At 67.8% G+C, this 21,658-nt stretch carries 22 protein-coding genes; 12 read left to right on the top strand and 10 right to left on the bottom strand.

Annotated features, from left to right (window positions below; genetic code table 11):
- Positions 1-64 precede the first annotated feature (64 nt).
- The 10 genes from KVT39_RS07755 to KVT39_RS07710 form a co-directional block, all read right to left on the bottom strand.
- Complete coding sequence (locus KVT39_RS07755) at positions 65-538, bottom strand: glycine zipper 2TM domain-containing protein (RefSeq protein ID WP_034182671.1); 474 nt, start codon at positions 536-538, stop codon at positions 65-67.
- Positions 539-557: 19 nt separating this feature from the next.
- Positions 558-1,496 carry a carbohydrate kinase family protein gene (locus KVT39_RS07750; RefSeq protein ID WP_034182672.1) on the bottom strand — a complete coding sequence of 313 codons (939 nt, stop codon included), beginning with the start codon at positions 1,494-1,496 and terminating at the stop codon, positions 558-560.
- Positions 1,497-1,581: 85 nt separating this feature from the next.
- Positions 1,582-2,085 carry a thiol peroxidase gene (gene tpx, locus KVT39_RS07745; protein ID WP_034182673.1) on the bottom strand — a complete coding sequence of 168 codons (504 nt, stop codon included), beginning with the start codon at positions 2,083-2,085 and terminating at the stop codon, positions 1,582-1,584.
- A gap of 73 nt (positions 2,086-2,158) precedes the next feature.
- The gene (locus KVT39_RS07740; protein WP_217588319.1) at positions 2,159-3,511 is read right to left on the bottom strand and encodes a DUF3426 domain-containing protein; all 1,353 of its coding nucleotides are present in this window, start codon (positions 3,509-3,511) and stop codon (positions 2,159-2,161) included.
- 45 nt (positions 3,512-3,556) lie between these two features.
- Entirely contained in the window at positions 3,557-4,459 is a 903-nt protein-coding gene (gene prmA / locus KVT39_RS07735; protein WP_217588317.1) for a 50S ribosomal protein L11 methyltransferase, read from the bottom strand.
- A gap of 2 nt (positions 4,460-4,461) precedes the next feature.
- Complete coding sequence (gene accC / locus KVT39_RS07730; protein ID WP_034182676.1) at positions 4,462-5,829, bottom strand: acetyl-CoA carboxylase biotin carboxylase subunit; 1,368 nt, start codon at positions 5,827-5,829, stop codon at positions 4,462-4,464.
- Between the two features lie 84 nt (positions 5,830-5,913).
- Positions 5,914-6,387: an acetyl-CoA carboxylase biotin carboxyl carrier protein gene (gene accB, locus KVT39_RS07725; RefSeq protein ID WP_034182677.1), complete on the bottom strand. Its 474-nt coding sequence runs from the start codon at positions 6,385-6,387 to the stop codon at positions 5,914-5,916.
- A 66-nt stretch (positions 6,388-6,453) separates the two neighbouring features.
- A complete protein-coding gene (aroQ, locus tag KVT39_RS07720; RefSeq protein ID WP_011350880.1) occupies positions 6,454-6,906 on the bottom strand; it encodes a type II 3-dehydroquinate dehydratase in 453 nt (150 codons plus the stop codon).
- Between the two features lie 194 nt (positions 6,907-7,100).
- Entirely contained in the window at positions 7,101-7,652 is a 552-nt protein-coding gene (locus KVT39_RS07715; protein ID WP_034182678.1) for a TlpA disulfide reductase family protein, read from the bottom strand.
- 7 nt (positions 7,653-7,659) lie between these two features.
- Positions 7,660-8,304: a hypothetical protein gene (locus KVT39_RS07710; protein WP_034182679.1), complete on the bottom strand. Its 645-nt coding sequence runs from the start codon at positions 8,302-8,304 to the stop codon at positions 7,660-7,662.
- Between the two features lie 136 nt (positions 8,305-8,440).
- Here KVT39_RS07710 and mpl point away from each other — a divergent pair, with 136 nt between their 5' ends.
- From mpl to KVT39_RS07650, 12 genes are all read left to right on the top strand, one after another.
- Positions 8,441-9,925 (top strand): UDP-N-acetylmuramate:L-alanyl-gamma-D-glutamyl-meso-diaminopimelate ligase, encoded by a 1,485-nt coding sequence (gene mpl, locus KVT39_RS07705; protein WP_368858908.1) that lies wholly within the window; start codon positions 8,441-8,443, stop codon positions 9,923-9,925.
- The gene (locus tag KVT39_RS07700) at positions 9,922-10,491 is read left to right on the top strand and encodes a YqiA/YcfP family alpha/beta fold hydrolase (protein WP_105389870.1); all 570 of its coding nucleotides are present in this window, start codon (positions 9,922-9,924) and stop codon (positions 10,489-10,491) included. The genes mpl and KVT39_RS07700 overlap by 4 nt, the downstream gene beginning before the upstream one ends.
- Before the next feature lie 80 nt (positions 10,492-10,571).
- Complete coding sequence (locus tag KVT39_RS07695; RefSeq protein WP_034182682.1) at positions 10,572-12,659, top strand: RNB domain-containing ribonuclease; 2,088 nt, start codon at positions 10,572-10,574, stop codon at positions 12,657-12,659.
- A complete protein-coding gene (gene aroE / locus KVT39_RS07690; protein ID WP_217588310.1) occupies positions 12,656-13,522 on the top strand; it encodes a shikimate dehydrogenase in 867 nt (288 codons plus the stop codon). The genes KVT39_RS07695 and aroE overlap by 4 nt, the downstream gene beginning before the upstream one ends.
- A 14-nt stretch (positions 13,523-13,536) precedes the next feature.
- Positions 13,537-14,274: a monofunctional biosynthetic peptidoglycan transglycosylase gene (gene mtgA, locus KVT39_RS07685; protein WP_034182684.1), complete on the top strand. Its 738-nt coding sequence runs from the start codon at positions 13,537-13,539 to the stop codon at positions 14,272-14,274.
- Between the two features lie 426 nt (positions 14,275-14,700).
- The gene (locus KVT39_RS07680; RefSeq protein WP_217588308.1) at positions 14,701-16,311 is read left to right on the top strand and encodes a S10 family peptidase; all 1,611 of its coding nucleotides are present in this window, start codon (positions 14,701-14,703) and stop codon (positions 16,309-16,311) included.
- An 82-nt stretch (positions 16,312-16,393) separates the two neighbouring features.
- The gene (locus tag KVT39_RS07675) at positions 16,394-16,792 is read left to right on the top strand and encodes an EF-hand domain-containing protein (RefSeq protein WP_072436355.1); all 399 of its coding nucleotides are present in this window, start codon (positions 16,394-16,396) and stop codon (positions 16,790-16,792) included.
- Positions 16,793-17,141: 349 nt separating this feature from the next.
- Positions 17,142-18,041, top strand: coding sequence for an IclR family transcriptional regulator (locus tag KVT39_RS07670; protein ID WP_217588307.1), 900 nt, complete (start codon positions 17,142-17,144; stop codon positions 18,039-18,041).
- Positions 18,038-19,063, top strand: a complete 1,026-nt coding sequence (locus KVT39_RS07665) for a 2-dehydro-3-deoxygalactonokinase (RefSeq protein WP_217588305.1) — start codon at positions 18,038-18,040, stop codon at positions 19,061-19,063. Before KVT39_RS07670 ends, KVT39_RS07665 begins: the two co-directional genes overlap by 4 nt.
- Before the next feature lie 23 nt (positions 19,064-19,086).
- Positions 19,087-19,764, top strand: coding sequence for a 2-dehydro-3-deoxy-6-phosphogalactonate aldolase (locus KVT39_RS07660; protein ID WP_217588304.1), 678 nt, complete (start codon positions 19,087-19,089; stop codon positions 19,762-19,764).
- Positions 19,764-20,543 (top strand): SDR family oxidoreductase, encoded by a 780-nt coding sequence (locus KVT39_RS07655; protein WP_034182690.1) that lies wholly within the window; start codon positions 19,764-19,766, stop codon positions 20,541-20,543. Before KVT39_RS07660 ends, KVT39_RS07655 begins: the two co-directional genes overlap by 1 nt.
- A gap of 102 nt (positions 20,544-20,645) precedes the next feature.
- Positions 20,646-21,641 (top strand): arabinose ABC transporter substrate-binding protein, encoded by a 996-nt coding sequence (locus tag KVT39_RS07650; RefSeq protein ID WP_034182691.1) that lies wholly within the window; start codon positions 20,646-20,648, stop codon positions 21,639-21,641.
- Positions 21,642-21,658: the final 17 nt, after the last annotated feature.

Here is a 21,658-nt window from a genome sequence, read left to right as displayed (position 1 = left end):
AAACGCATGTGCAGCTTCGCACATGCGTTCGACTGCGGCTTGCGCCGCATGCTGAGGTACCCGGTTAGTGCGTGACGCGCGTGACGCCGCCGCTCGACAGCAGCCGCACACGCTCGCCGGCGCGGAACGCTTCGCCGCTTGCTGCCTGCGTGATCGAGCGCAGGTCGCCGTTGTCGAGGCGCACGGTGATTTCGACACCGTTCGCCGTGCTGAGGTTTTCGCCGACCGCGTTGCCCGCGACCGCACCGACGAGACCGCCGGCGATTGCCGTCAGGATCGATCCCTTGCCGCCGCCGATCGCGCTGCCTGCGACCGCGCCGAGTGCGCCGCCGCCGAGCGTGCCGATCGCGCTGCCGCCGCCGTCGGACTGGATGCGCACCGCACGGACGCTTTCGACCGTGCCCATGCGGACCGTCTGTTCGCGCTGCGCCTGGCCGACGCTATAGACATCTGCCGAACCGGGTGCCGTGAAGCAGCCGGCGAGGGTCAGCGTGGCAGTCAGCATGGCCGCGAGCGTGAGGTTTTTTTTCGTCAACATTTTGGCTCTCCCACAATATTCATTTGAGACTGTAACCGAATGCAGCCTCGAAGCGCGCGTCGATTTCGGTGCGCGTCAGTACGTAAGTCTGGGGCCCCTGGTGAGCGATCTTGATCGAGCCCATCAGGCTCGCGAGGCGGCCCGTGGTTGCCCAGTCGAGGCCGTTCTCGATACCGTACAGCAGGCCGCCCCGGAAGGCATCGCCGCAGCCGGTCGGATCGACGACACGCTCGGCCGGCACAACCGGAATCTGCTCCGTGCCCTGCTTGTGGCGGATGGTCGCGCCGTGCTCGCCACGCGTAATGACGAGGGCGTCGACCCGGCTGGCGATTTCGTCTTCGGACCATCCCGTTTTGTCGCTCACCAGCTTGGCCTCGTAGTCGTTGACCGCGACATAGGTCGCAAGTTCAATGCTGCGGCGCAGCGTCGCGCCGTCGAACAGCGGCAGGCCCTGGCCCGGATCGAACACGAACGGCACACCGGCCTTGGCGAGCTCTTCCACGTGCTGCACCATCCCGTCGAAGCCGTCGGGGCCGACGATCGCGAGCTTGATGTCCGGCGCGTCGCCCGCATGGTTCAGGTGCGACTGCATCATCGCGCCGGGGTGGAACGCAGTGATCTGGTTGTTGTCGAGATCGGTCGTGATCATCGCTTGCGCCGTGTACGTATCGGGCAACACGCGAACGTGATCGCAGCGCAGGCCGAGCTGGTCGAACCGGTCGAGATACGGCTGCGCGTCGAGCGCGCCCATCGTCCCCATCATGCGCGCATCGCCGCCGAGCAGGTGCAGCGCGTACGCGATGTTGCCCGCGCAGCCGCCGAATTCGCGGCGCATCGTCGGCACGAGGAAGCTCAGGTTGATGAGGTGCACCTGGTCGGGCAGGATGTGCTCGCGGAACCGCCCTTCGAAGGTCATGATGGAGTCGTAGGCGATCGAGCCGCAAATCAGCGTAGCCAAGGTGTGCGTTCCTGTAGAAATGAGAGGCCCTGCGCGACAGCGCCGCGCGAAGGGCGCGGCGCGGCAGGGGACAGCGGGGAAATGCTTACTTCAGTGCGGCGAGCGCGGCGTCGTAGTTCGGCTCGTCCTTGATCTCGCCGACGAGTTCCGCGTGGATCACCTTGTCCTGCGCATCGAGCACGACGACGGCACGTGCGGTCAGGCCGTTCAGCGGGCCGCTCGTCACGTCGACGCCGTATGCGTTCGCGAACGCGCGGCCGGTGCGGAACGTCGAAGCCGTCACGACGTTCGCGAGGCCTTCGGTCGTGCAGAAGCGCGTGGCGGCGAACGGCAGGTCGGCGGACACGACGACCACGACCGTGTTGTCGAGCGACGACGCGGCTTCGTTGAACTTGCGGGTCGACGTCGCGCAGGTCGGCGTGTCGAGGCTCGGCACGATGTTCAGCACCTTGCGCTTGCCGGCGAAGCTGGCGAGCGACAGGTCGGCGAGGTCCTTGCCGACCAGCTTGAAATCGGCGGCTTGGGCGCCGACGGCCGGGAACGTGCCGGCGAGATCGATCGGGTTGCCACCCAGCGTAACTTTGCTCATGTTCGTGCTCCGAAATAGCGCGCCGCTCGGGCGCGCGGGTTGAGACGGGCGCGCAGGCGCGCGCCGCGGCGCGTCACGGATAGAAGATCTGGACGCGGAAATTCGAGGCGGGCGTGCCGTTCGTTTCGACGCGGACGATCATCGTCTGCGTCTTGCCGGGCGGCAGCCCGGCGTCGATCGGCGTGCCCGGGCGCACGTAGTCGCGCGGCGCGAGCACGCGGCGCACGGTCACGTGATTGGTGTCGTCGAGCAGCGTCAGTTCGAGCGACGGGTACGCGAGCGCGACACGGTAGCGGTTCGTCAGCGGCACCTTCAGCTCGAGCACGCGCGGGCCGTCGAGCTGGCGCAGGTCGGTCGCGTCGAGCCGCAGGCCGTCGATCGCGCGCGGCGGCGCGACCGTGCAGCCGAGCGGCGCGCAGGCCTGACGGAACCAGCCCTGCGTGACGGGCCAGTAGATCATCAGCGTCTCGCGCTGCCACCATGCGAGTTGCGCAACGAGCAGGAAGGCCAGTACCGCGGCGACGAGGCCGCCGAAAAAGCCGCCGAGCAACCCGCGCCGCTGCGGCGCGCGCGTCTCGCGCGTGACGGCGAAGGGCGGGCGATCGTCGTCGGTCAGCGCGGCCGGGAACGGCGCGGCGGGCGCGTCGGTGATCGCGGCCGGTGTTTTGTCGTGCCGGGCGACGGCGTCGGGCTCGGATCCGGTTTCGGGTGCGGTTACGGCCGGCGCCGGAGCGAACGCAAAACGCGGTTTGCGCGGCGCGCGCTCGTCGTCCGGTACGGCGAAGTGCGCGTGGCCCACGGGTCCGGTGTCGTCGGTAGCGGTTTCTGCTTCCGACGGAATGCGGGCGACGAAGCGGGGCTCATGCGGGTCGCGTTCGACCGGGGGCACGACGGGCGCGGGCGATGCTTCGGCTTCCTGTTCCGTCTGCGTCGAATGCGGTTCGGCCGGTTGCACGGCGTCGGCGGATGCATCGAGCTCGGTCGGGGACGGGAACGGCGCGGGCGTACCCGACAGGTGAACGATGCCGGCTTCGGTGGACGGGAGCGCGAGCGGCACCAGCGGCGCGGTGCGCACGGTCTGCACGTTGTGCTGCAGCGACGGATCGACGCCGGCGTCGAGCCACGGCGCCCACATGTCCCAGCCTTCCGGCTTGTAATCGGTGTCGGACGGCAACCCGGCCGGCGCGTCGGCGGCGAACAGCCGTGCGGGCGCGGCCTGATGGTGCGCGTCGCCGTTCTCCGGCGCGGCAGCCGTTTCGGTCAATACCGGTTCGGGCTGCTGCGCGTGCTCGGGAACGAGCGATTCCGACGCGTTGAAGACTTCGTGGCAACGCCCGCAGCGCACGAGCCCTTCATGCAGCGAGAGCTGTTCCTGCTGCAGTCGGAAGACGGTTTCGCAATGGGGGCAGCGCGTCGCAAGAAGCATGTCGAGCCGGGCGGCCTGCTGGCCAGAGTGAAGGACAGCGCTATTCTAATGGCTTTCCCGCCGGGTTCCGGCAAGGCAGACCCAACCTTCGTGTTCGCGCCAGACCGAGATGTCGATGTAGCGCGCATAGACGGCTGCGACTTCGTCCGCCTGGCGCGCGAGCACGCCCGACAGCGCGATGCGCCCGCCCGGTTTGACCTTCGACGCGAGCATCGACGCCATCAGCTTCAGCGGGTTCGACAGGATGTTCGCGACGACGATGTCGAATTCGCCGTCCGGGCATGCATCGGGCAGCCCGTACGTGACTTCCGCGCGATTGCGTTCGCTGTTCTGCCGTGCCGATTCGACGGCCTGCGGATCGATGTCGATGCCGATGACGGGGTTCGCCCCGCATTTCTTCGCGAGGATCGCGAGAATGCCGGAGCCGCAGCCGTAGTCGAGCACCGACTGGCCGGGCTTCACCGACTGTTCGAGCCATTCCATGCAAAGGCGCGTGGTCGGGTGGCTGCCGGTGCCGAACGCGAGGCCGGGGTCGAGTTCGAGTACGAGCGCGTCGGGATCGGGCGCGTCGTGCCACGACGGCACGACCCAGATCCGCTCGCCGATCGGGATCGGCTCGAACTGCGATTGCGTGAGCCGCACCCAATCCTGTTCCTCGACTTCGCGGACGTCGAATTTCGGTGCATCGGCGAGGCCGATCTCGTTCGCGGCCGCCGCGAGCAGCACGGCCGGCTCATGGTCGGGCGACAGCAGCGCGACCACGCGCGAGTGCTGCCACGCGGTGCGATCGGGCACGAGGCCGGGCTCGCCGAAGAGCGGCTGTTCGTCGGGCGTGTCGGCGTCGGCGTCCTCGACGGACACCGACAGCGCGCCGAGGTCGAGCAGCGCGTCGGACAATGCCTCCGCATGCTCACGGGCCAGTTCGACGACGAGTTCGCGATAGCTCATGCTTACGCTTCTTCCGGTGCGACCTGCTGCTTCTGCGCGAGCCGGTTTTCGAGGTAGTGGATGCTGGTGCCGCCTTCGACGAACTTCGAGTCGATCATCAGCTCGCGGTGCAGCGGGATGTTGGTCTGGATGCCTTCGACGACCATTTCCGACAGCGCGATGCGCATCCGGCTGATCGCCTGCTCGCGGGTCGCGCCGTAGGTGATCAGCTTGCCGATCATCGAATCATAGTTCGGCGGCACGAAATAGCCATTGTAGGCATGCGAGTCGACGCGCACGCCGGGGCCGCCCGGCGTATGCCACGACGTGATCCGGCCCGGCGACGGCGTGAACTTGAACGGATCTTCTGCGTTGATCCGGCATTCGATCGCATGTCCGCGGAACTGGATGTCGCGCTGGCGCAGCGCGAGCTTCTCGCCAGCCGCGATGCGGATCTGTTCCTGCACGATGTCGACGCCCGTGATCAGTTCCGACACCGGGTGCTCGACCTGCACGCGCGTGTTCATCTCGATGAAGTAGAACTCGCCGTTTTCGTACAGGAATTCGAACGTGCCCGCGCCGAGGTAGCCCATCTTCTTGCACGCGTCCGCGCAGCGGTCGCCGATGCGGTCGATCAGGCGGCGCGGAATGCCCGGTGCCGGTGCTTCCTCGATCACCTTCTGGTGGCGGCGCTGCATCGAGCAGTCGCGCTCGCCGAGCCAGATCGCGTTCTTGAACGCGTCGGACAGCACCTGGATCTCGATGTGGCGCGGGTTCTCGAGGAACTTCTCCATGTACACCTGCGGGTTGCCGAACGCACGGCCGGCTTCCTCGCGGGTCATGTTGACCGCGTTGACGAGCGCGGCCTCGGTGTGCACGACGCGCATCCCGCGCCCGCCGCCGCCGCCTGCCGCCTTGATGATGACCGGATAGCCGATCGCGCGCGCAATCTTGACGATCTCCTTCGGATCGTCCGGCAACGCGCCTTCCGAGCCCGGCACGCACGGCACGCCGGTCTTGATCATCGTCTGCTTGGCGGTGACCTTGTCGCCCATCATCCGGATCGTTTCCGGGCGCGGGCCGATGAACGTGAAGCCCGACTGCTCGACGCGTTCCGCGAAATCGGCGTTCTCCGACAGGAAGCCGTAGCCGGGATGGATCGCCTCGGCATCGGTGACTTCCGCGGCGCTGATCAGCGCCGGCATGTTCAGGTAGCTCAGGTTCGACGGAGCCGGGCCGATACAGACGGCTTCGTCCGCGAGGCGCACGTACTTGGCTTCCTTGTCGGCTTCCGAGTAGACGACCACCGTCTTGACGCCGAGCTCGCGGCACGCGCGCTGGATGCGCAGCGCGATTTCACCGCGATTGGCAATGAGGATTTTTTCAAACATAGCGAGTATTCGTCTCTTCGAGGGGCGCGCGAACGGCGCCTGGCGAGCATCGGCGGCGCGCGGCCGGAAGGCCGCGCAGCGGGCTTAGCCGATCACGAAAAGCGGCTGGCCGTATTCGACGGCCTGGCCGTTCTCGACGAGGATTTCCTTGATCACGCCGGCCTTGTCCGACTCGATCTCGTTGAGCAGCTTCATCGCTTCGATGATGCAGATCGTCTGGCCTTCCTTGACCGTGTCGCCGACCTGGACGAACGGGTCCGCGCCCGGCGACGGCGCGCGATAGAACGTGCCGACCATCGGCGACGTCACGACGTGGCCTTGCGGGACGGCCGGCGCGGCTGCGGCGCCGGCTGCCGGTGCAGCGGCACCGTCGGTCGGCAGCGCGGCCGACGGAGCGGGCGCGCTGATTTGCGGGGCATACCCAGCCGTCGGCTGTACGTAGACCGGCGGTGCGTTCTTGACGATGCGCACCTTGCCTTCGCCTTCCGTCACTTCCAGCTCGGAGATGCCGGATTCGGAGACGAGGTCGATCAGAGTTTTCAGCTTACGAAGATCCATCGGGAATTCCCCTTTCAATACGTGAAAGCGCCGGTTAGGGGCCGGCGCTGAATCTAGATCGCGAATTCAGCCGCGCGACGTGCCTTGCAGCTTGTCCAGCGCGTACTCGAGCGCGTACAGATAACCTTTCCAGCCGAGCCCGCAGATCACGCCTTCGGCCTGGTCGGAAAAGTAGGAGTGGTGCCTGAACGCTTCGCGGCGATGCACGTTCGACAAGTGAACCTCGACGAACGGGATGCCAACGCCGGCGATCGCGTCCCGGATCGCGACGCTCGTGTGCGTATACGCGGCCGGATTGATCAGGATGAAATCGGTCTGTTCCTCCCGCGCGGCCTGGATGCGGTCGACCAGCGCGCCTTCATGGTTGCTCTGGAACGACGACAGTTCGGCGCCGGCTTCCCGGGCGCGCGCGGCAAGCGCCTGATCGATCTGCGCCAGCGTGACGCGGCCGTACACCTCCGGTTCCCGGGTGCCGAGAAGGTTCAGGTTCGGGCCGTGCAGCACCAGCAATCGTGTCATGGTCGCTTCTATTTCTGCGGAATTGCGCGAACTTTAGCGCTATTTAGAGAAATTTGTCTAGTTTTGCCGAACGGCCGAATTCGCCGGACCTGCAAGAATTACCGGTGCGGATGCAAAGTATCGGCGAATTCACGCGAAATTGCGGCGATCGACGGGCAAATTGCCGCGAACGTGCGGGCCGGCGTTCGGGCAGGTTACAGCGCGTCGAGCGTCTTTTTCAGCTCGGCCGGCTGGATTTGTCCCAATTTTGTCTCGCGAATCTTGCCGGTTTCGTCGATGACGACCGTAAACGGCAACGCGCCAGCCGTATTCCCGAAATTACGGGCCAGATCGGCGCCCGCATAACCGCTGACGAAAACCGGATAGTCGACCTTCACTTTCTGCAGAAAGTTCTTCACGTTCTGCTCGGAATCGACGCCGATCCCGATGAAACGGATGCCTTTCTGTTTGTACTGATGCGACAGCGCGACGAGCTCGGGCATCTCTTCGACGCACGGGCCGCACCACGACGCCCAGAAATTGACGACGACCTTCTGGCCCTTGAAGGCGGACAGCGTAGCCGGCTTGCCGTCGACACCCGTCAGCGCCGCCGCCCACAACTGGTCGACCGGGCTGCCCGCTGCGGCGGGCGAGGCGACGGCGGCGCCGTCGTCGGCATTGCCGCGGAACCAATGGCCGGCGGTAATCCCGCCGGCGACGGCGGCGGCCGCGACCACCGCGAGCGCCAACATGCGTTTCATCATCATCGTTGAATCATTCAGGTTCGGAAGGGGCTTTGCCTGCTTCGACGAGCGTGCGCAGCGCGGCGGCATCCGCACGGGCGACCCGGCCGCGCGAGTCGGCCTTGACCGCGCCGCGCAGGTCGTCGCTCGCATAGAGCGCGAGGTGGATGCCGATCGCGTCCACATCGCGCCGCGGGCGCCACAGGAAGCTCAGCGTCTCGACGTCGCCGCGGCCCGCGAAGTGCCGCGTCTCGGACACGTCGTACTGGATGTTCTGGTTCAGCAGGTAGATCGCGACGTCCTTCGGGTTGTCGGTGAATGCCTGCAGATGGATATCCGAATGCGCGTTTGCGGTGCCGTTCAGCACGGCGCCCGTCACATACGGACGGAACTCGGCGAGCCGGCGCATCCAGTCGAGCGCGATCTCGCGCAGCAGACGCAGTTCGTCCGGCTGCGTGTCGCTCTGGAACAGTGCGAGGTACTCGCGCAGTTCTTCCTCGATCTGATCGTTATCCGGCAGCCATTCGCCGGCAACGCGCGAATCGCCGAGCAACTGGCGCGCGGCCTTGCGTTTCGCGCCGGCATAGTCCAGCCCGTCCTCCGCGATCAGGCGGGCGGCGGACTGGGCGATTTCCTCGCGGACGCGCCGCGGGTCGACAAGAGGTTTGCGAGACATGATCCGGCAATCATACTAGATCGCCGCGGCGCCCGAACGCGGGTGCGGCGGCCTGCCGCCCGGTGCGCCGGCGGCGTTCGCGCGCATCGTTCCGGCCGCCGGGCACGGCAGGCCGTCAGTTACAATACTGCTCTTTGTGTCGCGGCGACGAGCGCCGGTCGCACGGCCTGTCCGGCGCGCCGCAGACGCATCTTTTCCGAATCGACGGCGCCCGGCGGCGCGAAAGCATTCATCTATGCACATCCACATTCTTGGCATCTGCGGCACCTTCATGGGCGGTCTCGCCGTACTCGCGCGCGAGGCGGGCCACACGGTGACGGGTTGCGACGCGGGCGTCTATCCGCCGATGAGCACGCAGCTCGAGGCGCAGGGCATCACGCTGATCGAGGGCTACGGCGCCGAACAGATCGACCTGAAACCGGACCTGTTCGTGATCGGCAACGTCGTCACGCGCGGTAATCCGCTGATGGAGGCGATCCTCGATCGCGGCCTGCCGTACGTGTCGGGCCCGCAGTGGCTCGGCGAGCACGTGCTGGCCGGCAAATGGGTGCTCGCGGTCGCGGGCACGCACGGCAAGACGACCACGTCGTCGATGCTCGCGTGGCTGCTGGAAGACGCGGGCCTGAACCCGGGTTTCCTGATCGGCGGCGTGCCGCTGAACTTCGGCGTGTCGGCGCGGCTCACCGATTCGAGCTTCTTCGTGATCGAGGCCGACGAATACGATACGGCGTTCTTCGACAAGCGCTCGAAGTTCGTCCATTACCGGCCGCGCACCGCGGTGCTGAACAACCTTGAATTCGATCACGCCGACATCTTCCCGGATCTCGCCGCGATCGAAACGCAATTCCACCACCTCGTGCGCACCGTGCCCGGTGTCGGCCGGATCGTCACGAACGGCCGCTCGGACGCGCTCGAGCGCATGCTGGCGCGCGGCTGCTGGAGCGAGGTCGAGCGGTTCGGCGTCGACGGCGGCTGGCAGGCGTTGCCGGCCGAGGACGGCGTGCCGGTCGACGAGCGCTTTGCCGTGTATTCGCACGCGGAGCGTGTCGGCGAAGTCGCGTGGCAGGTGCAGGGCGATCACAACCGGATGAACGCGCTCGCGGCGATCGCCGCCGCGCGCCACGTCGGCGTGCCGCCCGCGCAGGCCGCGGCCTCCCTCGCGGCGTTCCGCAACGTGAAGCGCCGCATGGAAGTACGCGGCAGCGTGGACGGCGTGACCGTCTACGACGACTTCGCGCACCATCCGACCGCAATCGAAACCACGATCGCCGGCCTTCGTGCGCGCATCGGCAGCCGGAATGCCCGCATCCTCGCGGTACTCGAGCCGCGCTCGAACACGATGAAGCTGGGCGTGATGAAGGCGCAATTGCCCGCGAGCCTGGCCGATGCCGATCTCGTGTTCGGCTACGGCGCGCCGACCGGGCGTGACGCGCTCGGCTGGAATCTCGGCGAGGCGCTCGCGCCGCTCGGCGACAAGGCGCGCGCGTTCGACGATCTGCACCTGCTGGTGAAGGCCGTCACCGAGGCCGCGCGCCCGGGCGACCACGTGCTCGTGATGAGCAACGGCGGCTTCGGCGGCGTGCACCAGAAGCTGCTCGATGCGCTCGGGAGCCGCACGTGATCCTGTATCTGCACGGCTTCCGGTCGTCGCCGGAATCGCAGAAGTCGCGGCTGCTTGCCGCGCGCATGGCCGAACTCGGCCGCACGGCCGAGTGGCGGTGCCCGTCGCTGTCCGTGTCGCCGCTCGACGCGATCGCCGTCGCGGAAGCCGAGGTTGCCGGTGCGCGCGACGTGACCGTCATCGGCAGCTCGCTCGGCGGCTATTACGCCACGTGGCTGGCCGAAAAGCACGGCTGGAAGGCCGTGCTGCTGAATCCGGCCATCGTGCCGCAGCGCGATCTCGAGCAGCATCTGGGCGAACAGCCGCTGTGGCACGGCGGCGGCACGATCGTCGTCGAGCGCCGTCACCTGCACGAGCTCGACGCGCTGCGCGTGCCGGCGATCACGCGTGCCGAGCGCTACTATCTGTTCGCGGCGACCGGCGACGAAGTGCTCGACTATCGCGAGATGCTGGCCCATTACCCCGGCGCGAAAACGCGCGTGATCGAAGGCAGCGATCACGGCATCAGCGAATTTGCCGACTATGTCGACGACGTTCTCGCGTTTTGCGACGGAAAAGCGCGATAAACCGGCCGCGTGCCGATCGAATCCCCATCATCATGCGGCGCCGCCGATGCGGCGTCCGGCAGTCTGAACGAGAGTACTGAGTGAACGTTTTCTTCGAGGAATCGGGCAGTTTCAAGGCGGGCAGCGTGCTGTCGCGCCAAGGCGACGCATTTCAGGTCGAGTTGCCCGGCGGGCGGCGTGCGAAGGTGCGCGCGAAAGACGTGCTGATCGAATTCGACAAGCCGGCCGCGGGCGAACTGATGCAGGAGGCCGACACGGCCGCGCAGCAGATCGATCTGGATTTCCTGTGGGAATGCGCGCCGGCCGACGAGTTCGCGTATACGGCGCTGGCCGAGGAGTACTTCGGCGCGGCGTACGGCCCGGTCGAGCGCGCGGCGCTGGTGCTGCGGCTGCATGGCTCGCCCGTCTACTTCCGCCGCAAGGGGCGCGGCCAGTACCAGCGCGCGCCGGAAGAGCAGCTCAAGATGGCGCTCGCGGCGCTCGAACGCAAGCGCCAGCAGGCGCTGGTCCAGGCGCAGTATGAGGAGGAACTGAAGGCCGGCAAGCTGCCGGAAGCGTTCGCGGGCAAGGTGCTCGGGCTGCTGACGCGGCCGGACAAGAACGCGATCGAATACAAGGCGATGGAAGCGGCGGCCGGCGCGCGCGGCGTGTCGCCGGCGCGGCTGATGCTCGACTGCGGCGGCATCGCGTCGCCGCGTGCGCTGCACGAGGCGCGCTTCCTCGCGGAATTCTTCCCGCACGGCACGGGCTTTCCGCCTGTCGCGGTCGGCGCGCTGCCGGACGACCTGCCGCGCGCGAACGTCGAGGCGTTCTCGATCGACGACATCACGACGACCGAAATCGACGATGCGTTCTCGGTCGAACACCTGTCCGACGGCCGCGTGCGGATCGGCGTGCACATCGCGGCGCCGGCGCTCGGCATCGTGCGCGGCGACGCGGTCGACGCGATCGCGCGCACGCGCCTGTCGACCGTCTACATGCCGGGCGACAAGATCACGATGCTGCCGGACGACGTCGTCGACGTGTTCACGCTGAAGGAGGGCGATTACCGCCCGGCGCTGTCGCTGTACATCATCGTCAACCGCGAAACGCAGGACATCGTCGCGAACGAGACGCGTGCCGAACTCGTGTTCGTGAAGAACAACCTGCGTCACAACACGCTAGACGAGCTCGTCAACGAAGAGACGCTCGCGGCCGGCACCGGCGACTACCCGCACAAGGACGACATCGCCGTGCTGTGGCCGCTCGCGCAGGCGCTGTTCGAGAAGCGCCAGCTCGCGCGCGCGGGCTACGGCCTGAAGCGCGAAGTGCAGCGCAACACCGACTACAACTTCTACGTCGAAGGCGAGCACGTGTCGATCACGCCGCGCCGCCGCGGTTCGCCGCTCGACCTGATCGTGTCCGAGCTCGCGATCCTCGCGAACTCGACCTGGGGCGCATTCCTGCACGACCACACGGTGCCCGGCATCTACCGCTCGCAGCGCGGCTTCGGCGCGCCGGGCCCGAAGCGCACGCGGATGCAGACGACGGCCGCGCCGCACGAAGGCCTCGGCGTGCCGCAGTACGCATGGAGCACGTCGCCGCTGCGCCGCTACGTCGACCTCGTGAACCAGTGGCAATTGCTCGCCTGCGTGCAGCATGGCGTCACCGCCAAGCTCGCCGCGCCGTTCAAGCCGAAGGACGCCGACCTGTACGCGGTCGTGCAGGGCTTCGACGACACCTACACCGCGTATGCCGACTACCAGCGCCGGATGGAATATTTCTGGTGCCTGCGCTGGCTCGCGCAGGAGCAGAAGAAGCAGGTCGTCGCGAGCGTCGTGAAGGGCGATCTCGTGCGCCTCGAGGAAATTCCGCTGCTGCTGCACGTGCCGGGGCTCGGCGTGCATGCGCGCGGCACGCGCGTGCTGCTCGACGTGATGTCGCTCGACGAGCTGACGATCGAAGCGTCGGTGCGGTTGCTGAACGTGCTCGACGCGCCGACCGTGACAAGCGGCGATGCGGCCGAGGAAGAGGATGACGCCGAAAGCGGCGACGACACGCTGATCGACGCGGAAGACGCTTCGGCCGAAACCGAGGCGGAAGCGCTGGCCGAAGCGGACGGTGCGGCGGCAGGTGACGGTGGCGAAGCCTCGCGCGGCAACGACGGCGAACAGGGGCGGGCATCATGAACGCGGTTGCGTCGACGAGCGGCGCCGACCGCTACGTGGTGTTCGGCAACCCGGTGGCGCACAGCAAGTCGCCGTTCATCCACGCGCAGTTCGCCGCGCAGACCGGCGAGGCGATCGAGTACGCGCACCGGCTCGCGCCGGTCGACGGCTTCGAAGCGGCCGTGCGCGCGTTCGTCGCCGATGGCGGTCGCGGCGCGAACGTGACGGTGCCGTTCAAGCTCGAAGCGCATGCGCTCGCCGACACGCTGTCGCCGCGCGCGGCGGCGGCGGGCGCGGTGAACACGCTGCGCATCGACGCCGACGGAAGCATCTACGGCGACAACACCGATGGCGTCGGTCTCGTGCGCGACATCGAAGCGAACCTCGGCGTGTCGCTCGCGGGCGCACGCATCCTGCTGCTCGGTGCGGGCGGCGCCGCGCGCGGGGTCGTGCTGCCGCTGCTCGAGCGCGCGCCGCTGTCGATCACGATCGTGAACCGCACCGCAAGCAAGGCCGAGGCGCTCGTCGGCCAGTTCATGCAGGCCGCACACGATGCGGGCTGCACGCTCGCGGGCGGCGGCCCCGATGTGGTGCGCGCGGAGCCGTACGACGTGATCGTCAATGCGACGGCCGGCAGCCTCGATGCCGCGCTGCCGGCGTGCGACGCGGCCGCATTCGGCGCGGGCACGCTGGCGTACGACATGATGTACGGCGCGCAGCCGACCGTGTTCATGCAGCATGCGGCGTCGCTCGGCGCACGCACGGCCGACGGGCTCGGGATGCTCGTCGAGCAGGCGGCCGAATCGTTCTTCATCTGGCGCGGCGTGCGGCCGGACGGCGCGCCGGTGCTTGCCGCGCTGCGCCAGGCGCTCGCGGCGAGCTGAACGGAGCGCGGCACGTGGTGGCGGTAAGCAGCACGCAGCGCACGCGAGCGGTGAGCCCGGCTCGCTGGATCGTCTACGCGGGTGCGGTGTTCGCGGGCGCGTGGCTCGCGACGCAGCTGTTCTATCTCGCGCAGATCGCGTTGTGGTCGTTCGTGAACCCGGGTTCGACCGCATTCATGCGCACCGACGCGTGGTGGCTGTCGCGCGACAAGCCGCCTGCGCAGATCCAGCACCAGTGGGTGCCGTACGACCAGATCTCGCGCAACCTGAAGCGCGCGCTGATCGCATCCGAAGACTCGACCTTCGCGACCAACAACGGCTACGACGTCGATGCGATCCTGCAGGCGTGGGAGAAGAACAAGGCGCGCGGCCGGATCGTCGCGGGCGGTTCGACGATCACGCAGCAGCTCGCGCGCAACCTTTTCCTGTCGCGCGAGAAGAGCTATATCCGCAAGGGGCAGGAGCTCATCATCACGTGGATGCTCGAAACGGTGCTCGACAAGGAGCGGATCTTCGAGATCTACCTGAATTCCGTCGAATGGGGCCGCGGCGTGTACGGCGCCGAAGCGGCCGCGCGCTATTACTACAGGATTCCCGCGAGCCGGCTCGGCGCGTGGCAGTCGGCGCGTCTCGCGGTGATGCTGCCGAAGCCGCGCTGGTTCGACGCGCATCGCGGCTCGGCCTACCAGGCACAGCGCGCGGCAATCATCGCCCGCCGGATGGGTGCGGCCGCGCTTCCGCAATCGGAGTGAACGGCGCGCTCGCGCCGCCGCATTGTCCGTTCTGCCGTCAATGCGCCATTGGTGCGCTGCAGCGCATTCCTGTCGCGTGCATTTCGGGCCACATCCTTTAGACGAATTCATCTATTTCGCTTTGCTGAGCAATGCCCGTGACTGCGCGATTTTGTTTGCCGATATGGCGCGAAATCCGCGCTTTTTTAGTATTCCCGGGTAAACACGAAAGACGTTGAAAGCAGCGCGAAATGCAACGTTTCGCGAACCGAAGCATTCCTGAAAGGTGTGCGCCGCACCGGCCGCCGGCCAAATATTTCAAAATTTTTCAAAGCCGATGTGCTCGCGTATATTGGCCAGCGCCTCGGCTTATCGGCCGCAATCGAGGCGGGGGGCGGCTTATCCGGCTGCTCGACACAAAAAACATCCGAGAGAAGGAAAGCAACGATGCCAGCGAGCAAAGCGAAGCTGTTGTTGGGGGTGGTTTTTTCTTCGCTGATTCTGACGGCCTGCAACGACGACGTGACATCGTCCGCTGCTGCGAGCGCCGACAGCTCAGCCGATCCCGCCAGTCAGGTGGACAGGGCGTACAACGATCCGAACAGTTATTCGTCGAGCGCGAACGCGTCGCTCGACGCATCCGCCGCGGTCGAAAAGGCCGCCGTCACGCATCACCAGATCACGCTGAACGGCAAGACGATCCGCTACACGGCCACGGCCGGCCACCTCGTCGCGCGCAATCCGCAGACGGGCGCGCCCGAGGCATCGTTCTTCTACGTCGCCTACACTGCCGACAACCAGCCCGCGGCGAAGCGGCCCGTCACGTTCCTGTACAACGGCGGCCCCGGCTCGGCATCGGTGTGGCTGCACCTCGGCTCGTTCGGCCCGCGGCGGGTCCAGACGGGCGACCCGAACGCGAACGCGTCGACGTTCCCGTTCGTCGACAACCAGGAAAGCCTGCTCGACACGACCGACCTCGTGTTCGTCGATGCGATCGGTACCGGCTTCTCCGAAGCGATCGCGCCGAACACGAATCAGACGTTCTGGGGCGTCGACCAGGACGCCGGCGCGTTCCGCGATTTCGTGACGCGCTACCTGACCGTGAACCAGCGCAACGATTCGCCGAAATACCTGTTCGGCGAGTCGTACGGCACGCCGCGCACCGACGTGCTCGCGAACCTGCTCGAGACGGCCGGCGTGAAGCTTGCCGGCATCGTGCTGCAGTCGTCGATCCTGAACTACAACACGAACTGCGACATGGCGAGCGACTATGTCGGCAACTCCAACAACGGGTCGAGCCCGGTGAGCTGCGCGGGCTTCGCGCCGTCCTATGGCACCGTCGGCGCGTACTACCAGCTCGACAATCCGAACCCGTCGAACCTGCCGCAGTATGCGGACCAGATGCGCCTGCTGACGGCCGGCAGCTACGCGCCCGCCGTGAACGCGTACCTGGCGAGCCATACGCCGCCGCCGCCGAGTCTCGTCACGACGATGGCGAACTCGACCGGCGTGAAGCAGGCGCTGTGGAACGCGGACTTCAACGTGATCCCGACCTTCTTCGACAACAGCTTCCAGCTGTCGCTGATCCCGGGCACGCTGATCGGCCGCTACGACGCGCGCGTGAACGTGCCGGTGTCGAGCCCGCTCGCGGCGGACGGCGATCCGTCGAGCACGTTCATCACGAAGCCGTTCACCGACACGATCGGCAGCTACCTGCCGAACGAGCTGAAGTACACCGCGCAGTCGGCCTACTCGTTGAGCAGCAATGCGATCAACACATGGGACTGGACGCACGACGGCCTCGCGATGCCCGACACGATCCCCGATCTGGCCGCTGCGCTGACGCTGAATCCGTCGTTGAAGGTGCTGTCGCTGAACGGGTATCACGACATCGCGACGCCGTTCTACCAGACCGAGCTCGACCTCGCGCGGCTCGGGACGCAACCGAACCTGACGATCAAGGACTATCAGGGCGGACACATGGTCTATCTCGACGATACGTCGCGTCCGCAGGAGAAAGCCGACCTCGTGACCTTCTACAACGCGGCCGCGCACTGATGCGATACGCGACGCCGGCGAATGGCGCCCCCGGCGGCGCCTCGCCTGCCGTCGACGACCTCATTCCAGACTGGAGCCTGATATGAAGAATCGTTTCATCGTCGTTGCCGCGGCGCTCGCATGCGCCGCCGCTGCAGCATCCGTATCCGCGTTCGCTCAGGCGAGCGACGCTGCCGCACCGGCGCGTGCGCGCCAGGCGCAGCTCGGCGATCCGTACGTGCCGCCGGCCGCGCGCAAGCCGACCGCCGGCACGCAGACGACGGGCGCCGCGCTGCATGCGCAGGTGGTGCGCAAGCTCGCGCGGCAGTTCGACTCGGCCGATACGCAGAGCACAGGTTCGATCACCGAGGCGCAGGCGCGCGCGGCCGGGCTCGGTTATGTCGCGAACCACTTCCGGCAGATCGATTCGGGCGGCAGCGGCCGCGTGTCGTTCGCCGACGTGCAGCGCTACATGCAGGCACGCAGCACGAGCCAGCAGTAAGCGCGGTGCGTGGTGAACAAACGGGGGCGGAACCTGCTGTGCGGCGGGTTCCGCCCCCGTGCACATGGCGCGGCCGTCGCGTCACGCGCGCAGCGTATCTCGCCTGAATTCTCATTATCTGGACAACGCATTCAAATATTGGAGACGAGTGCGTGCGCTCCTACAATCCGAAGCACATCGACAGCTTCGGACCCACGCATCGCGCGGCGCCCGACGCACACGGAGACACATTCCATGAAGTTCGCCGGGCGCCTTATTCGGTGCATCGACCGCCGCCACGCCGCAGCATCGGACGCAGTTCCGGCGCCGCGCGAGCGGCTTCACCGATTCCGTTGAAGAAGCCCGCCCCATGACCAAGATGCCCGACTCCCTTGCCCTCGATGCCCGGCGCGCGACGCCGGACGATGGGTCGCTGACCGACAGCATCGGCGCGACCAGCACGCCGCTCGATCTCGCCGCACAGCAGGCCGGCACGCAGACGCTGCTGCGCGGTCTCGCGATCCTCGAGGCGATCGCGAACGGCGCGCGCGACATGCGCGCGATCGGCGCCGCGCTCGGCACGACACGCAGCACGACGCACCGCCTCGTCAGCAGCCTCGTGCAGGCGCGCTACCTGCGCCAGGTGCAGGGCGGCTACCTGCTCGGCCCGAAGCTGATCGAGCTCGGCACGATCGCGCTCGAGCAGATGCCGCTCACCGCGGTGGCGCGGCCGCATCTCGAAGCGCTCGCGGAAGCGACGCTCGACACGATCCATCTCGGCGTGCGCGACGGCGACGACGTGCTGTACATCGACAAGATTCCCGGCACGCGCGGCCTCGAGATGCGCTCGCGCGTCGGCCACCGGATGCCGCTCGCATCGACGGGCATCGGCAAGGCGATGATGCTCGACCTCGATCCCGACCTGTGGCGCTCGCTGTTCGAGGCCGCGCGGCGCGCGCTGGCCGGCGTCAATTTCAAGCCCGACAACCGGCCGGAGACGAGTGCGTTCCTGCAGCGCATGGCCCATTACGCGGCCGGCGGCTATACGTTCGACCTCGAGGAGAACGAGGCGTCGATCCGCTGCGTGGCCGCGTCGATCCGCGACGCATCGGGTGCGATCGTCGCGGCCGTGTCGGTCGCGAGCACGATTCCGTACATGCCGCACGACCGGATGGACGAACTGATTCCTCTCGTGCAGCGCGAAGCGCGAGCCATTTCCGCGGAACTGGGCTGGAGCCCGCCGCAGGGTACCCGCAGGATCAAACGATGACGACTTCGACCCGGGCCGTTCCGGTTGCCAGCTCCGCCACCCCGTCGCTGATCGCGCTCGACTGGGGCACGACGTCGCTGCGCGCGTATCTGTACGACGCGCACGGCGCGCTCATCGACACGCGCAGCCGCGCGGCGGGCGTCATGCACGTGCCGGGCGGCGGCGCGCGCGCGTTCGACGCGGTGTTCGAGGACGCCTGCGGCGACTGGCTCGACCGCACGCCCGGGCTGCCGGTGCTCGCCGCCGGGATGGTCGGCAGCGCGCAGGGCTGGCGCGAGGCGCCGTACGTCGCGGTGCCGGCCGGCGCCGACGCGCTTGCCGCGGGTCTTATTACAGTGACGACGTCGCGCGGCGCGACGGTATCGATCGTGCCGGGCGTGATCGCGACGGGCGAATTGCCCGACGTGATGCGCGGCGAAGAAACGCAGATATTCGGCGCGCTCGCGAGCGATCCCACGCTTGATGCAGATCGTTCAGGGGTACTGATCGGCTTGCCGGGTACGCATGCCAAATGGGCGTGGGTCAAGGACGGGCTGATCGAGCGCTTCCAGACCTTCATGACGGGCGAGCTGTTCGCGGCGCTGCGCGACCACACGATTCTCGGCCGCACGATGCGCGCGGGTGCGTTGCCCGATCGCGCGGCGTTCGTGCACGGCGTGTCGGTCGCGCGCGGCGCGCAGCGCACGGGGCTGCTCGCGACGATTTTCAGCACGCGCACGCTCGGCCTGACCGACCGGCTCGCGCCCGATGCGCAGGGCGACTACCTGTCCGGCCTGCTGATCGGCCATGAGCTCAATGCACTCGACGCGATGCTCGCGGAGCGCGGCATCGCGCTCGCGGACCAGCCGCTGCTGCTGATCGGCGACGACGGCTTGTGTGCGCGCTACGTCGATGCGCTCCACGTATTCGGCCACACGCACGCGCGGGTCGTCGCGCATGCGACCGAGCGCGGCCTGTGGCGGATCGCGTCGCGCGCCGGGCTCGTGCGCGCGGACGGCGAGCCTGTCCTGGCCGACCAATGAACCGATTGCAGAGGAACCCAGTCATGCCGTCCGACCTTACGTTGCCCGCGCCGTACACGCCCCACGCCGCACTGATGCGCGCGTTCGATGCGTGCCCGCTGATCGCGATCCTGCGCGGGATCACGCCCGCCGACGCGGCCGACCACGGGCATGCGCTTTACGAAGCCGGCTTCCGGATCGTCGAGGTGCCGCTCAACTCGCCGGATCCGTTCGACAGCATCGCAAAGCTGCGGCGCGCGTTGCCCGACGATGCGATCGTCGGCGCGGGCACCGTGCTGCGTGCCGAGTATGTCGACCGCGTGCAGGACGCGGGCGGCGCGCTGATCGTGATGCCGCACAGCGACGCGGCCGTGATACGCCGCGCACGCGAGCGCGGCCTCGCGAGCGCACCGGGCGTCGCGACGCCGACCGAAGCGTTCGCGGCGCTCGCGAACGGCGCCGACGTGTTGAAGATGTTCCCGGCCGAGCAGCTCGGCGTGACGGTCGTGAAGGCATGGCGCGCGGTGATCGACCGCGCGGTGCCGCTGATTCCGGTCGGCGGAATTTTGCCCGACAACATGCAGCCGTTCCTCGCGGCCGGCGCGAACGGCTTCGGGCTCGGCTCGGCGCTGTACCGGCCCGGCCAGGCGGCCGATGCGACCGCGGCGAACGCGCGCGCGTTCCAGGCCGGATTGCGCGTCGCGCGCGGCGGAGCCGCATGATGGGCCGCCTCGCGGGCAAGGTCGCGATGGTGACGGGCGCGGGCCGCGGAATCGGCGCCGCGATCGCCCGAGCGTTCGCGCGCGAAGGCGCGGCCGTCGCGCTCGTCGATCTCGACTTCCCGCAGGCGCAGCACACGGCCGCCGCGATCGCGCACGACGTCGACGGCGCGCGCGTGCTGCCGCTGCACGCGGACGTCGCGCGTCAGGATGCGGTGCGCGATGCGCTCGCGCAGACCGAAGCGGCATTCGGCCCGCTCGACGTGCTGGTGAACAACGCGGGCATCAACGTGTTCGCCGATCCGCTGACGATGACCGACGACGACTGGCGCCGCTGCTTCGCGGTCGATCTCGACGGCGTGTGGCACGGCTGCCGCGCGGCGCTGGAAGGCATGGTCGAGCGCGGCCGCGGCAGCATCGTGAACATCGCGTCGACGCACGCGTTCCGGATCATCCCGGGCTGCTTTCCGTACCCGGTCGCGAAGCACGGCGTGCTGGGCCTCACGCGCGCGCTCGGCATCGAATACGCGGCGCGCAACGTGCGCGTGAACGCGATCGCGCCGGGCTACATCGAGACGCAGCTCACGCGCGACTGGTGGGACGCGCAGCCCGATCCGGCTGCCGCGCGCGCCGAGACGCTCGCGCTGCAGCCGATGAAGCGGATCGGCCGGCCCGACGAGGTCGCGATGACGGCCGTGTTCCTGGCGTCCGACGAGGCGCCGTTCATCAATGCCGCGTGCATCACCGTCGACGGCGGGCGCGCGGCGCTGTATCACGACTGACGCAACGATTCGAAAGACCGCACGTGCGACGGCCGCGCGCACGCTGCGTCGAAACCAACAAGCGGCTGCATCCTGTTCGATGAAAACAAGGAGACACTGGAGATGAAACGCAGAACGTTCGTAACGCTGGCCGCGGCAGCCGCGGTGGTGATGGGTAGCCCGGTTGCGCACGCGGCAGACCCGGTCAAGATCGGCTTTCTGGTGAAGCAGCCGGAAGAGCCGTGGTTCCAGGACGAGTGGAAGTTCGCCGAGATGGCGGCGAAGGAAAAGGGCTTCACGCTCGTGAAGATCGGCGCGCCGTCGGGCGAAAAGGTGATGAGCGCGATCGACAACCTGTCCGCGCAGAAGGCGCAGGGCTTCATCATCTGCACGCCCGACGTGAAGCTCGGGCCGGGCATCGTCGCGAAGGCGAAGTCGCACAACCTGAAGATGATGACGGTCGACGACCGCCTCGTCGACGGCGCGGGCAAGCCGATCGAAGCGGTGCCGCACATGGGGATCTCCGCGTACAACATCGGCAAGCAGGTCGGCGACGGCATCGCGGCCGAGATCAAGAAGCGCGGCTGGAACGTGAAGGAGGTCGGCGCGATCGACATCACCTACGAGCAGCTGCCGACCGCGCACGACCGCACGAGCGGCGCGACCGACGCGCTGGTGGCCGCCGGTTTCCCGAAGGCGAACGTGATCGCGGCGCCGCAGGCGAAGACCGACACCGAGAACGCGTTCAACGCGGCGAACATCGCGCTCACGAAGAACCCGCAGTTCAAGCACTGGGTCGCGTACGGCCTGAACGACGAGGCCGTGCTCGGCGCGGTGCGTGCGGCCGAAGGGCGCGGCTTCAAGTCGGACAACATGATCGGCATCGGCATCGGCGGTTCCGATTCGGCGCTGAACGAGTTCAAGAAGCCGCAGCCGACGGGCTTCTACGGCACCGTGATCATCAGCCCGAAGCGCCACGGCGAGGAAACCTCGGACCTGATGTACTCGTGGATCACGCAAGGCAAGGCACCGCCGGCGCTGACGCTGACGACGGGCATGCTCGCGACGCGCGACAACGTGTCGAAGGTGCGGGAGGAGATGGGGCTCGCGTCGAAGTAAGCGGCCCGCCGGCCGCC

Source organism: Burkholderia sp. GbtcB21 (genome assembly GCF_019091065.1).
Taxonomy (GTDB): domain Bacteria; phylum Pseudomonadota; class Gammaproteobacteria; order Burkholderiales; family Burkholderiaceae; genus Burkholderia; species Burkholderia pyrrocinia_C.
This window is presented reverse-complemented; position numbering and strand designations above follow the sequence as displayed.

Excerpts from the sequence above, each read along its gene's own strand:
- KVT39_RS07755 (WP_034182671.1), bottom strand. The coding sequence starts at position 538 with ATGTTGACGAAAAAAAACCTCACGCTCGCGGCCATGCTGACTGCCACG.
- tpx (WP_034182673.1), bottom strand. The coding sequence starts at position 2,085 with ATGAGCAAAGTTACGCTGGGTGGCAACCCGATCGATCTCGCCGGCACG.
- KVT39_RS07740 (WP_217588319.1), bottom strand. The coding sequence starts at position 3,511 with ATGCTTCTTGCGACGCGCTGCCCCCATTGCGAAACCGTCTTCCGACTG.
- prmA (WP_217588317.1), bottom strand. The coding sequence starts at position 4,459 with ATGAGCTATCGCGAACTCGTCGTCGAACTGGCCCGTGAGCATGCGGAG.
- accC (WP_034182676.1), bottom strand. The coding sequence starts at position 5,829 with ATGTTTGAAAAAATCCTCATTGCCAATCGCGGTGAAATCGCGCTGCGC.
- accB (WP_034182677.1), bottom strand. The coding sequence starts at position 6,387 with ATGGATCTTCGTAAGCTGAAAACTCTGATCGACCTCGTCTCCGAATCC.
- aroQ (WP_011350880.1), bottom strand. The coding sequence starts at position 6,906 with ATGACACGATTGCTGGTGCTGCACGGCCCGAACCTGAACCTTCTCGGC.
- KVT39_RS07715 (WP_034182678.1), bottom strand. The coding sequence starts at position 7,652 with ATGATGATGAAACGCATGTTGGCGCTCGCGGTGGTCGCGGCCGCCGCC.
- KVT39_RS07710 (WP_034182679.1), bottom strand. The coding sequence starts at position 8,304 with ATGTCTCGCAAACCTCTTGTCGACCCGCGGCGCGTCCGCGAGGAAATC.
- aroE (WP_217588310.1), top strand. The coding sequence starts at position 12,656 with ATGAACGCGGTTGCGTCGACGAGCGGCGCCGACCGCTACGTGGTGTTC.
- KVT39_RS07680 (WP_217588308.1), top strand. The coding sequence starts at position 14,701 with ATGCCAGCGAGCAAAGCGAAGCTGTTGTTGGGGGTGGTTTTTTCTTCG.
- KVT39_RS07675 (WP_072436355.1), top strand. The coding sequence starts at position 16,394 with ATGAAGAATCGTTTCATCGTCGTTGCCGCGGCGCTCGCATGCGCCGCC.
- KVT39_RS07670 (WP_217588307.1), top strand. The coding sequence starts at position 17,142 with ATGACCAAGATGCCCGACTCCCTTGCCCTCGATGCCCGGCGCGCGACG.
- KVT39_RS07665 (WP_217588305.1), top strand. The coding sequence starts at position 18,038 with ATGACGACTTCGACCCGGGCCGTTCCGGTTGCCAGCTCCGCCACCCCG.
- KVT39_RS07660 (WP_217588304.1), top strand. The coding sequence starts at position 19,087 with ATGCCGTCCGACCTTACGTTGCCCGCGCCGTACACGCCCCACGCCGCA.
- KVT39_RS07655 (WP_034182690.1), top strand. The coding sequence starts at position 19,764 with ATGGGCCGCCTCGCGGGCAAGGTCGCGATGGTGACGGGCGCGGGCCGC.
- KVT39_RS07650 (WP_034182691.1), top strand. The coding sequence starts at position 20,646 with ATGAAACGCAGAACGTTCGTAACGCTGGCCGCGGCAGCCGCGGTGGTG.